General features: G+C 32.6%; 12 protein-coding genes. 3 read left to right on the top strand and 9 right to left on the bottom strand.

Annotation, left to right across the window (positions count from 1 at the left end):
• Nucleotides 1-11 precede the first annotated feature (11 nt).
• From RBG61_RS13215 to RBG61_RS13205, 3 genes are all read right to left on the bottom strand, one after another.
• Nucleotides 12-1,220, bottom strand: a complete 1,209-nt coding sequence (locus RBG61_RS13215; protein ID WP_307944305.1) for a glycosyltransferase family 4 protein — start codon at nucleotides 1,218-1,220, stop codon at nucleotides 12-14.
• Nucleotides 1,221-1,523: 303 nt separating this feature from the next.
• On the bottom strand, nucleotides 1,524-2,372 hold the full coding sequence (locus RBG61_RS13210) for a DUF6017 domain-containing protein (RefSeq protein ID WP_307944304.1): 849 nt from the start codon (nucleotides 2,370-2,372) through the stop codon (nucleotides 1,524-1,526).
• Between the two features lie 226 nt (nucleotides 2,373-2,598).
• Nucleotides 2,599-2,985 carry a hypothetical protein gene (locus RBG61_RS13205; RefSeq protein WP_307944303.1) on the bottom strand — a complete coding sequence of 129 codons (387 nt, stop codon included), beginning with the start codon at nucleotides 2,983-2,985 and terminating at the stop codon, nucleotides 2,599-2,601.
• Between the two features lie 410 nt (nucleotides 2,986-3,395).
• Here RBG61_RS13205 and RBG61_RS13200 point away from each other — a divergent pair, with 410 nt between their 5' ends.
• A complete protein-coding gene (locus RBG61_RS13200) occupies nucleotides 3,396-3,686 on the top strand; it encodes an Mn-containing catalase (protein ID WP_307944302.1) in 291 nt (96 codons plus the stop codon).
• Here RBG61_RS13200 and RBG61_RS13195 read toward each other — a convergent pair.
• The 6 genes from RBG61_RS13195 to RBG61_RS13170 all read right to left on the bottom strand — a co-directional run bounded on the left by RBG61_RS13195 (nucleotide 3,683) and on the right by RBG61_RS13170 (nucleotide 8,505).
• Nucleotides 3,683-5,236 carry a recombinase family protein gene (locus RBG61_RS13195; RefSeq protein WP_307944301.1) on the bottom strand — a complete coding sequence of 518 codons (1,554 nt, stop codon included), beginning with the start codon at nucleotides 5,234-5,236 and terminating at the stop codon, nucleotides 3,683-3,685. The two genes, RBG61_RS13200 and RBG61_RS13195, sit on opposite strands and share 4 nt — an antisense overlap.
• An 89-nt stretch (nucleotides 5,237-5,325) precedes the next feature.
• Entirely contained in the window at nucleotides 5,326-5,463 is a 138-nt protein-coding gene (locus RBG61_RS13190) for a hypothetical protein (protein WP_307944300.1), read from the bottom strand.
• A 77-nt stretch (nucleotides 5,464-5,540) separates the two neighbouring features.
• Complete coding sequence (locus tag RBG61_RS13185) at nucleotides 5,541-6,056, bottom strand: type II toxin-antitoxin system PemK/MazF family toxin (RefSeq protein WP_307944299.1); 516 nt, start codon at nucleotides 6,054-6,056, stop codon at nucleotides 5,541-5,543.
• A 455-nt stretch (nucleotides 6,057-6,511) separates the two neighbouring features.
• Complete coding sequence (locus RBG61_RS13180) at nucleotides 6,512-6,970, bottom strand: RNA polymerase sigma factor (RefSeq protein WP_307944297.1); 459 nt, start codon at nucleotides 6,968-6,970, stop codon at nucleotides 6,512-6,514.
• 516 nt (nucleotides 6,971-7,486) lie between these two features.
• Nucleotides 7,487-8,107: an ImmA/IrrE family metallo-endopeptidase gene (locus RBG61_RS13175; protein ID WP_307944295.1), complete on the bottom strand. Its 621-nt coding sequence runs from the start codon at nucleotides 8,105-8,107 to the stop codon at nucleotides 7,487-7,489.
• A 2-nt stretch (nucleotides 8,108-8,109) separates the two neighbouring features.
• On the bottom strand, nucleotides 8,110-8,505 hold the full coding sequence (locus RBG61_RS13170) for a helix-turn-helix domain-containing protein (RefSeq protein WP_307944292.1): 396 nt from the start codon (nucleotides 8,503-8,505) through the stop codon (nucleotides 8,110-8,112).
• Nucleotides 8,506-8,835: 330 nt separating this feature from the next.
• On the opposite strand from RBG61_RS13170, the gene RBG61_RS13165 reads away from it, so the two are divergent.
• A complete protein-coding gene (locus RBG61_RS13165; RefSeq protein ID WP_307944290.1) occupies nucleotides 8,836-12,150 on the top strand; it encodes a RecQ family ATP-dependent DNA helicase in 3,315 nt (1,104 codons plus the stop codon).
• The gene (locus RBG61_RS13160; protein WP_307944289.1) at nucleotides 12,150-12,671 is read left to right on the top strand and encodes a hypothetical protein; all 522 of its coding nucleotides are present in this window, start codon (nucleotides 12,150-12,152) and stop codon (nucleotides 12,669-12,671) included. Before RBG61_RS13165 ends, RBG61_RS13160 begins: the two co-directional genes overlap by 1 nt.
• Nucleotides 12,672-13,019: the final 348 nt, after the last annotated feature.

Below are 13,019 nucleotides of genomic sequence, written 5' to 3'. Positions count from 1 at the left end.
TTCACTATCTCCTATAATATTCCAATTAAATTATTCATAAAAATTTCTTTCCGATAATTTTGTTCATAAAAAGCTCGCCCATTTTTACCTTTTTGTTTGTATTGATCAAAGCTTTCAATCAATGTTGTCATATTTTGTGCTAGCTTTTTATCATCGCCTGCTTGTCCACATAATCCACAGTCAGCTTTGATAATCATCTCTTTTCCCGCACCGTCAATAGCTCCAACTAGGGGTTTTCCACAACTTAAATAGCCCTGAGATTTGGCTGGAAGTGTCATTCCTATAAAATCGCCCCCGCGTAATGTGAGTAATAGACAATCTGCCATTAAATAAAACTTCTCCATCTCTTTCAATGAACGTCTACCATGAAATGTAATTCTGTTTTCAACATTAAGCTGTTTGGATAATTGAATGCAATTATCTAATTCTGAACCATCACCGACAATATGTACATGAAATTTCTGGTTCGTCTTTACATTAGGAATTGCTTTTAAAATACAATCCACATTTTGAACGGAACCAATATTTCCTGCAAACATAAAATCAATACAGTTGTTATCTATGTATTGTCCTTGAATACTTTGATACAAGTCTTCAGCATGTTGGGGTAAATACTGAATTTTCTCTGAATCAACGTCACATACCTCTATTAAGTACTCCTTAAATGGTGTAGAAGTAATAGCTACAGTATTACATGCACGATATATCTTACTGCTCATTCTTTTAACCACTTTAAAAAGCAAGGAGTCTTCTTTTACATTCCATGCCTTTAAAGATTCTGGCCACAAATCACAGCAATATAAAGTTAAATTACACCTTGCTCGTTTTTTGAGTCGAATTGCAGGGATTGCTTGAAATACTGGCGAAGTTTGATAGACAAAAATGCCATCTATGTCTTTTTTACTGCAAAAACATGCATAAATATATCCTGATATAATAAATGACATATAATTTAAGGCTCTAAAAATTACGCCTTTTCTTCTTGAAATTGTTGGAACTCTAATTACATTTACGCCATCGATTACTTCTTTTCTCTTTCTAAAAAAGCGGTATTCATTAGGTACTTTAGAAGTTGTATAGTCAGGCAAACCGGTTATCATCTTAACTTGATGTCCTTGGTTCACTAATTCTTTTACGATATCATTGACTCTAAAATTATCCGGGTAATAATGTTGACTTACTACTACGATATTGATACCTACCCCTCCTATGTTTTTCAATCGAAAATAAAATCCTATATCTTATATTTAAAAAATTATTACATTTTATTTAATTATTTTACTATATTATTTATAAAAACCCAAAATTCTGCATAATTTGTTTATAGCAAATACCATTATACAGATGTTGAATTTTAAAGTCAATGAAGATAAGCAACCAATCAAACATTACCATAATATACTTTTAAAATTTACATACAATTTCCTTTTATATGTTTTTACTTATCTAATTGTATTATTACTGGTTAATAATTTTGTAATAATTGCATAACCTTAATTAGATTTATTTTTCCAATACCATGTTTAACTTCCATAAAAATTATGGTTTACAAGCGCGGTGTAATAGTGATCCATTGTTGTCGGGGCATTATAGAGGGCAGATAACAAATATGCTTTTATGTTGCGTATCATGGTTGTATTTTGATTTAACATATCAATGACATATTCAACGTGCTCCGCAGTAATCTTTAGTAATCTAGAACGCACTACCGCAACCGGAATCTCATTTCCTGATACTCGAACGGTTTTTTTCGTTGTGCAAAGGGTATCTGTTATAAGAGAAGTGATCTCATCTATTTTTTCTTTCTCATAGGGTAGCTTTTGAATCAGAATATCGTATTCAATTGTATTACGGACAATCTCATTCATCTCATCAAACATGATAGATAGATTAGTATCACTCATATCCGTATTATTCATATTAGTATTACTAGTGTCGGTTTTTCCGAAGTCTAGAGTTCTGAAATTTTGATGTCTAGAAGTATGTTTTTCAGAAGTCTTGACCTCTGATTTTCCGATGTCTGAAATAAACTTCTTCACATAAATTACTGTTGGTCTTCCTTGACCTTGTTTGCGACGTTCAATTAAATCGGCCTTACTTAGCTCGACTAATAACTTACACGCCTTTTCATGGCCACAGCCTATACTCTCCATGATGTTCTCAATGGTATAATAAATATAGACCAACCCGTTCTCATCCTTCCAGCCATTTTTTACTGACAACCCCATACGATCTAGTAGAAGTCCATAAAGCAGTTTTGCCTCAGCAGTAATATGGTTATATTTCTTGTTAGTAAATAGTTCTTTTGGGACACGAAAGAAAGTAAATTGTTCAGACTCAAAATCTGTAAAATAATTATTTATAAAAATCATCCCCTCATTAACAGTCTGAAAAAGCAGAAAAGTTGCACGTTAATGTGCAACTAGCTATAAAAAATCAGAGAGTATTCAACTACTCTCTGATTGCATTCTATTTACCAGTGAATTCTAATCAATTATCCTATCGCTCTTCTTTACTGCGTAGTTTTCTTTGACGATCCCCTAACAATTTCATTATGGCTCTCTCCAATTGTTCAACAGTATAATTTTTCGGAAAGAATTAGTTTAGCTTGTCTATTTGAATTCGCACTTGCTGCTTTTGATTTGCTTTTTCCTCTGACATTATGCTGTATATTACTTCTGGTGTCAGCTTCACTTCTTGTGATAACTTTTTCATACGGATTGCTTGTGACAATGATGGTGTACAATCCTCTTGTTGCATTACAGCCCACAATTCCGCTTGTTCTTGTTTTGTCAAGTGTGATAACTCTACGGCAGGTGAAAAAGCGATGCGTTTGCTATCTACCATATCCAAAATTGGTTTGGCAAGCTCAGTTAATCGGATATAACGTCGTATAGTTTCACCACTTTCTGTATCACTTATAAAATCCGCACTTTCTGTCTTGCCAACAAGTTGTCGGGAAGTTGCTTTTCCCTGATGTTCCATCGTGATTCACTTGAAACGGATGGTGTTGAAAAGGTTTTAGGTCTTCTACTGCAATTTCACACACCTGTTGGTGTTTGCTTTCTTTTGATTGCACCTTCGTTATTTCTAGTTGGTCCTCTTTGAATAGCATTTGATTATTTGTCTTTCTCATTTGATTCACCTCTTTTTAAATTGCGACTAGGATATCTACCTCATATTGAGGCTTGTCCGACTTAGTAAAACTACCATTATGGGCACCTCTACACCACTCAAACTTTTCATAAATTGTGATGTGTTTTAGCATATTCTCAATCGGCACATTCGCGGAATTAGCGGTTTGCATGTCAGCAAATGCCGCTGAATCAAGGCTTTTTTCTTGAAAGTTACATTGTGAATACGAAATAGGTACAGAAGAACTAGGCCACTTTGAAATGATTTGTGCAATTGTATACCAATTAACACGTAATCTCACTGTTGATGAAATCAAACGTAGTGGATTTGCTCCATATTATGTGGACCATACCACCGGTTTATATCCAGTTGCCGCTTCTGGAGAAGCTTTCTCTGCTTCAGCATTACAATCTACTGGCGACCCGATTGCCGATTTAGTAGAAGACTTAGCAGCGGATGGTGCAATCATGCAAGAACAACAAATGCCCTATTTCACACAATTCGTGTGGAAATTAGCCCCATTTATGACGAATCAGTTAACAAAGTATTAAAAATTCCAGAATATTTCGACTGGTAGTACTTGCGTTTTCGTATCCTTTTTTCCTACTAAAATATAGTCAATTAACTTCTCAACGATCTCACGATTTAGCTTTTCAATGTGAATGTATTCTTCAATTAGCTTTCTATGATTATTTTCAATTAGATCTTCACTTCTTAATTGAGCAATTTGTTTTTCCATTTCAGCTTCTAATTTTTCAAATTTAACTCTGTCTTTCGAAAACTCTTCTGAAAATTCTACATATTCCTTTTCTGTAATAAGCTTTTTCATTTTATCTATGTAAAGTTCTCTAATACACTTGGATAGTTCAGCGATTTTCTTTTGATATTGAGCTAATTTTGTCTCACACTTTTGTATTTTTGCTTTAATATTATTATGAAACTCGATATTAGCCTCTAGTTCATCTCGATCCAAATACTCTTTACATAGCTTATTTAGCTCACCCATTACGATTTCTTCTAATGCTTCTACAGAAACAAATGATCCTATACAACTGTCTTTCGCTATAATTTTACTAGAACACTTTAAGTAATACCTATCATGACTTTTTGCAGAACGCATTGTATAACCGCAATTCATACATTTTACTTTTTTAGCAAAGATGCCAATCGTACCAATCGTAAAAGGTTTTACTCTCTGTCCGATTAGTGATTGAACCCTATTCCAAAGGGCTTGGTCTATAATCGGTTCATGCGTTCCCTCAACTTTATACCATTGTTCTTTTTGTTTCGGCTTATTCTGTTTTGTTTTATAGGATATACTACCATACTTCCCTTGTACCATGTTTCCAATATAGATTTCATTTACTAACATGTGTGAGATTGAGAAATACTTCCATAGAGTACTTTGTTTTGTTTCAGGTGCCTTATATCGTAAACCTTGCAATCTTTTATACTCCGTAGGATTCGGTACGCCTCTTTCATTTAAGATTTGAGCAATTGCTGTTTTGCCATACCCTAGCGAAAACAGAGTAAATACCTCCCTTACGATTTCAGCTGCTTCTTCATCAATGAGCAAATGCCCTTTTTGGTTTGGATCTTTCTTATATCCATATAATGCAAATGAACCAATATGATATCCATTTTTTCGCTTTGCATCAAATACACTTTTAATATTCTCCGACATATCTTCAAGGTACCATTCATTTACTAAGCCATTAATCTGTCGGGACTTTTTGTTTCCCTTGTTTGCAGTATCCGCATTATCTACGATACTAACAAAACGGATATTCCAAATAGGAAACAAACCATGTATGTATTTTTCAACGAGTTCTAACTCTCTCGTAAAGCGAGATTGCGTTTTACATAAAACGATATCAAACTTGCGCTGTTTTGCATCTGCTAAGAGCTTATTAAATTCAGGACGATTTCTATCTGCACCTGCATAATCATCATCGCTATAGATGTTGTAGATTTCCCATCCTTGCTCTATTGCATACTGTAAAAGCATTTCTTTTTGGTTTTGAATACTTTCGCTGTCATCAGTACTTAATTGTTTGTTTTTATCTTCCTCAGATAATCGACAATAAATAGCTACCTTCATTGTATCCGTCTCCTTTTCCATCAGACGATAAAACAAACCATTTCTACATACTCTTATTATAAGATATTAGAAATGGTTTGTTAATTCTGTTAAATTGTTAGATTCATCTTTGATTTTTCATATTGGTTAATAAGCTCAATCCACTTTTTATTAAATGCTTGTTTGAGCAGTTTACTATCTTTATTTTTATATGTGTTTTTGCATACTACTTGTATCCCTTTTGCCATACGAACCACTCTCCCCTTTACTAAACAATGTATGTGATACCGCTTGTACGTTATGTTTTCATAAGGCACAATGATTCTTAATTTTTATGAGTTATTGTAAAATCATATCCCATGCGTACATTGCAATATGTACAACGCTCTTTCACTCTTTGCAAGGGTTTCGTTCTCTTGATAAAATGTTGACTAGATTCATAGAACTGATGTGCACAAGTAGGACATAGCGTTAGTTCTATTTCATCTTTATGCCTATCATTTAACCCTACACTGATTAGCAATGCTTTATCAATTTGTCTCATATATTGCTCATCAAGTTGTCCGATATATTGTTTTAACCTATCTTTATCAATTGTGCGGATTTGCTCTAGTAAAACAATTGAATCCTTTGGAATAATATCTGAATTAACTACGATGTGCGTTGGTATTCTATTCTTGGTTGTTTGGCTTGTTATAGCAGCCACAATAACTGTAGGGCTGAATTGGTTTCCTATATTGTTTTGTATAATTAACACAGGACGGATACCACCCTGTTCCGATCCAATTACAGGGCTTAAATCTGCATAGAACAAATTACCCCGCTTTATATTTGTATTCATTTATTTCTCCTTCTGTTACTCTAAATTAAATAAGTAATGTCATATGCAAAGTAGCAGGTACATCATTTCAAGTGAATATTCCTACTTTGCATAGACTTTATAATAATTACATCTATCACACGGTTGGCAACGAACCAACTCCACGGGAATTTCACCCTTATGAGGATCTCTCATAACCGCCCCCATTGCTTGAGTCTGTGGCTAGACGGGAGTATCATTATCCTTTTTATTTGTCATGGCCATGTTGGTAGTTACCCAACACTTATAACCAATTGTTATTCGCTCATCAAATTTGAGTCGTGGCGCAATTGTTAATGTGGCTTATGCTGATTGCAATAATAAAAAGAATGTATGCAATAAATGTGTATTCAATTTTCAAGCTACAATAACGAGATATAAATAACCCCCTCACTCTATTTGCCGTTGAGAGTGAGGGGTGGGCGAAAAAAGTTTTATTATTTCAAATATTTTTTTAATTTTCTAAGTATTTTATCTTTTCGGTAACTAATTGTTTTTCTTGGGATACCTGTTCGTACAGCTAATTCTCGCTCGGAGATTTTTTGGTTATATAACAAATCAATCAGTTCTCTTTCTTCTTGGGTAAGAAGTTGAATATGTACGGGGAGTAGTTCTAATAACACTTTCCGTTCTACAATGGATTCAACACTTTCTTGTTCATCCGCAAACTCCTCTTTGTTATCATCAATAAGTCTATCAAGAGAGTCCTCTCGACTCGGTATTATAGATATCCTCTCATTTTTCACATCAACCATGATTTTTTCACTTTTAAGATCATATTGCATATACCGCATTTTACGATCCACTATGTTGAATACCCTATATACCTCATCATTTACTTCCACATCTTCATATTTTTTTGTTATTGTGTTATAAACACCTTTTAATATTTTCATTCCGTAATCTCCTTAATTTTTGAAGTTGGTTTGCGTTCAAAAATCGGAGATTATGGGTATTTCGCTATGTAACATAGCCATTCATACATAAAAAAATCCTTCCTGCTTTTAAAGCGGGAAGGATTTATCTAAAAATGAGCATAAAAAAATGCACGACAAATAAAGCTTTAAAAGCTAACTTGTCGGCACCTTATCTCGCACCTACAGACCTCAATCTGCGTTTCCGGATGTTGCTCGTCCTAAGTTCTAACAATTATTCAATTTTGAAATTCCAATTAGTTCTTTACAATGGGGGCATTTAATTTCAATTTCACACTCTATATACTGATTCCCCTCCAATGCGGAAATACGAACCAGTTCGGATCTTTTTACTGCCAATTTCACTATATGCTTACTGCACTTTACACAATTTATAAATACTGATCTTTTTATGTCTATTACTACACACCTTCTTTTATGTAATATTCGTTCCCTAAAAAGAGAACACTATACTTAAAAAAAGCCAATTATCGGCTTTTATAACAGGTTACATGAGTTTAATTTGATTTCCATAGCTTGTTTTGATACATCAAATCTTTCCGCAAGATCAGAAATAATGTTAGCTGATTTCCCTCTTAATCTGTTAAATGCCATTTTTACTTGTCCTTTTGGCATTAACAAATGACCGGCTAAAATATCTGCTTGTCTTTCAATGTACTTATCTGTATCGGAACTTCTTCTTATATCGGTTTTCATGGTTGCTACTTCTCCAAGATTGCAATAATACTCATTATGTATTAACCAATGTGCCAATTCATGTGCAAGCGTAAATCGTAGTCTTCCATCATTTTTACATTCTAATAAACTTGCATCTATTACGATTGTACCTTTATCCATCCATACAAAAGTATACCCTTTGCCATCTTCTTTATCGTAGATTGGAATAAGGTCGTCATCAAAAACAGTTTCTCCTAATATTCTGCCATTCTTTCTGATATATTGATATTCTATCGTTAAATTTAAGTGCTGTTCAATTATTTCTTCAATTGGGATTGCGCGTGGATCAGATCCAAGTAAGGTAGGGTCATATTCTTTTATGATATTGCGAGCTATTGTTTCTAAGGCTTGTTCTCTAAATGATTTAATGCCATGTTGCATTCTCAATTATCCTCCTCAGTTGTCTTACTCCTTTTTTTTAATTTCTCAATAAACTCTTGCCATTCTTCATCTGTTGCATCCACATCTTTTGCAGTTCTTAACGCAACTCTAACAATATCTTTCTCCATAATATAATCTGGTAAATCTTTTGATACAGCAGGTGCATTTTTTGATTTGGCTGCAAGGTCATATAACACATCTTGTTCTTCTTTACTAAAACATAATAAAGCTGAAATCTTCTCTAACACTTCGTTGTTCGGTGCTGGCCTTCTATCTTTTTCAATATTACACATATATACTGGCGAGATAGAAAGCATACTTGCAAATTTTCGCAGTGATATTTCTTTTACTAATCTTTTTTGGGTAATATATTGACCAAAGGTCAACTGGTCAGTCATTTCTTCCACCTCATTCCACCTATTGACTTACTTTAGCAGTCTTTATGTTCACTCTGATGTGAACACTATATATGAATTTTATCACATGTTATGAACAGCTTCAATATTTATTTTGGACATAAAATTAAGGTGGCACAATTTAGTGCCACCTCATAAAAAAATTAATTGAACATTGAAATCAAGATAAAATAAGAAATGTCAAGATGGTAACTTAAACTAAATCAGTAAGTATTGTTTGAAAACTAAGGATAAATATGGTATAATTTATTAAACTAAGCTAATCGAGATAAAATCCTTCTATACATGTCACATTACAAGGAGAAGATTGAAGTGCTAAAATTTTCAGCATCCTACGGTAAATCCAAATCAAATTTTGTAATTCAAAATTTAGATTATCCTATTGTGCAAGATAATTATTATGGCGTGTATTGTGTTTTAAAAAACATATTACAACGAGGCAGTGTGACTAAGCCTTCTCAATACTTAAAATCTAATCTTACATTATCTGAAAGCCTGTATAATAAAGACTGCCCCGCGATATATTTCATTTCAGAAGAGAATAGTAAGTGGAATAATGTTGTAAAAGGAGATGGAGAAAGAAATTATAATCCAGCGTTATACTTTCTTGAAACCATTATACCGAATTACTTTAAAGAATACGCCTTTGTTCAAAATCTTATCTTACCTGAAGCTCTAGTTACGGATATCATACCTGAAAACAGCGAATCATTTATTGGACAACAAGTTGATTTTTACATTGCTCAAGCAAAATTAGTCATTGAGATTGATGGATATCAACACAATGAAAGTATTCAAAAAAGAAGAGATAACGAGCGAGATGTCTTTTTAATAAAAAACGGAATTAAGATTGTTAGAATACCGACTAAAGCAATTCGAATAATAGATGACAATCTCCAAAGTCACATTAAAGATATTATTTCTGCTTTGAGAAGCAGTGTGGAAATCAGTGCTTACAAAGAGGCTTATGAAGATTCAAATTATTACAAACAAAATAAAGCTCGCATTCAATATGATATGATAATGAGATTCCAGTTAATGTTGATCCAATTACTGCAAACAGGAAAATTGGATTTAAGCCAAAAAAATTGGGAGTTCACCTTTACAAAAATTAATAAAATTGTGTCCAAAATGTTTTATTTAGCGTTTAACGATTTAATGATATGGCTTGAACATTTGTGTGCATTAAGAAAGTTGAATTTTAAAAAACCAGAAATTTTGATAACTATGCAAACTGATATTAACTCTAAAAACAGTGTAAATATCGATTTTAGTATCTACAAAAGATGGACTGATGAAAATAAGTTAAAACCAAACACCATTTATATACGAAATGATTATTTTGATGAGAAGGATTATTATATAGTTAGTACGCACGAGTCTATAAAATATGATTTAATTATGGAAGGCGTTAATTCAGATAAACCACACTTGGACTTTATACTACAAAATATTTTTGGGTATAATGAATTTAATGACGGACAAGAAGCGATTATAGTAAATGCGTTAAGAAAAAATGATACAATTGGTATTTTACCCACTGGATCAGGTAAATCATTATGCTATCAATTTGTATCATTACTCCAACCATGTATTAGCTTTGCAGTATGCCCCATACTGTCCTTAATTTATGATCAAAAAGATAATTTAGATGATGTCCATATTGATAGAACTAGCTATATATCAAGTGATTTAGATGCAAAACAAAAAGATCAGATTATGATGAATTATGCGCAAGGAAAATACCAAATTATTTGGATATCTCCCGAGCGTTTTCAAGTTCAAAAGTTTCGTGATTCGCTACGAGAAATTAACTATTCTAAAAACTTTGGATATGCTGTTATTGATGAGGTTCATTGTATGTCGGAATGGGGACATGATTTTAGAACCTCTTATTTAAACTTAGTGAAGACTATTAAAGAATATTGCCCTGCAACTATCTTACTAGGACTAACTGCCACCGCATCTCAGTTTGTTTTAAAAGATATTAAAAACGAGTTCCAAATTGACTCCGAAAATGTGAAATCTACAAGTACCATGGATAGAAAAGAGCTTTACTTTGAAATTGTAAATTTGCATGGGAACGATAAATATGACAGTTTATTGAATCAGCTTAGCCTCATCAATACGATGCATAGCAACAAGGTGTTTGAGCTTGCAGATAAAAATACTAAGTGTGGTTTGATTTTTACTGTAAATAAAGGTGGGCAAAATGGTTGTATTGAAATATCCCAAAAACTCTCCAAGGACTTAAATGTAAATGTTCAAGCATATCATAGTGATTTAAAATATGAAAAAAAGGTTATTCAAGAAGGTTATCGAGAAAATATATTTCCTTTACTAGTAGCTACCAAAGCATTCGGTATGGGCGTAAACAAACCAAATATTCGATATACAATTCATTATGGATTACCCTGGTCAGTAGAGGCTTTCTATCAAGAAGCTGGACGAGCTGGCAGAGATAGAAAATCTGCTAAATGTTTTATTCTATACCAGCCAGAAATATGTCATAAAGATATTTTAAATGAATTGTTCTCTAAGAATATTAAAATTAGTAGACTAGTCGAGTTAACAAAGTATTTAAAATGCGATTTATCAAATATTATGTATTTATGGAAGCTCAATAACCTTGGTGTTGAACGAGATCTATCAGTTATGCGCTGGATTTTTAATTATTTAAAATCACAGGATAGCGACATCGTAATTTGTAATCCGAATTACAATAAATCAGAAGTTGAAAAAGCAATATATAAACTTAGCTTACTTGGCATTATCGGTGATTGGACAATTGAGGAATGGGGCGAGAAAAATGCCAAAATAAGAGTAAAGCGAGTAAAGTATTCAGAAAAAAGCGTAAAGAATAAACTAAAAGAATATATCAATAGGTATGATAGTAATTTTTCTGAAACAAATACTTCTGGGCATTATAATGACTATTTACAAATTTTAAATGATACAACACTCCCACAATATGATAAGTATATGAAACTATTGCTACAGTGGGGATACGATGAAATAGTATATAGCAGACGACAATCAATAAAGACCATGATGGATTTATGTGATGCATATACTAATAGCGAAGATTTAAAACAATTCATAAACTACTACTTTAAGTTTGATGATAAAGCTATCCTTTTAGATCAAATCACATATAACCCCAATGACTACAATCTATGGTTTGACCTTTTTTATAAAACCAAAGAGGCTCATAATATATCTCAAGCAAAGCATTTAGAAACAATGGCTGATATTGAAAAGTTATTGCCTACAATGCAACGCTATCTTGAGAGCTATCGTTATAACACAGGACTTAACTATGTTAGCGGAATGTTAAGACTAATCTGTGATAAATTTAATGATACGGATGGATTTTCTAGATTTAGCGATGCTTTTAACGAGATTGAATCATATGATGAAGATAGCTTCAATGACATTTTCGAGAAAACCTTGACTATAGGTTCGATTGCTAGTGATAAAAACAAAGATGTTTTAGGAGAATTTCTATCCAATCGGTATCCTGATAAAGCAATTCAAGTTTATACTTCCCTTAATGACAACGGTTCATTACTAGTTGAATTAAATAATACACTTGATAGAATACAAAATCTGAAGGAGAGCTTATGATGGTGGATTTACAAAAATTAAGTCAAACAATAGATGATATGGAGCGATCTGCACAAGATTTATCTAAGGTTACAACTTTATACGAGCAAGCAAATAAAATTCTAAATCATAATATACACAACACAGAGCAACTTAAAGAGATAGCAGATCAAATCCAAGAGATAGTAGATAAATCTAAAGATTTAAATATATCTATGGAGAAAACAAACAAGGATTTACAAAAAAGACATGCTGAAATAAAAGAACAAAATATTGAATTTATTAGCAAGCTAAATACATCTCTATTAGAGATAAAAAATGAAAACATGAGCATGTTTCAAAACATAGAGAAAGCAGTAAATTCCAAAACAGATTTACTTCTATCTAATATTATTCTTGAAAACCGCAAGATTATTGAAAGATTATCAGAAAAGATTGAAGAACAAAATCGTATTTTCCGCCAAAAAAATATGCTTATGCTTACCTTAATTGGAATAGGAATAGTGTTAACCTTTATAACCTTATTGGTTAATCAACTCTAGTAGTTTACTATATAGCCATGAGCAAAACACAACAATTGTTGATATAATGCGATTTAACGAACATGGCAAACTCGGTATATCACTCAAAAATATATAGAAGTAATCAGCTGACGTGGTATAATTAAGTTAACCCCAAAACAATAAGAAATGATAGAGGGCTTTTTGTTTTATCATATATAATAATGTTTTCGTACTACACTTCTCTAATCTCATTCCAAGGATGAGTTGGGTGAACATCAATATACGCTTTGATTTCATTTACCCAAGCTCTAGTGGTTTTGTTTCACAATATTGATTCAACCTAACTTCCCCCTACCTTCATTAAAGGAGTTTTTACTGAATTGTACT

Origin of the sequence: Paludicola sp. MB14-C6 (genome assembly GCF_030908625.1) — a bacterium.
Classification (GTDB): Bacteria; Bacillota; Clostridia; order Oscillospirales; family Ruminococcaceae; genus Paludihabitans.
This window is presented reverse-complemented; position numbering and strand designations above follow the sequence as displayed.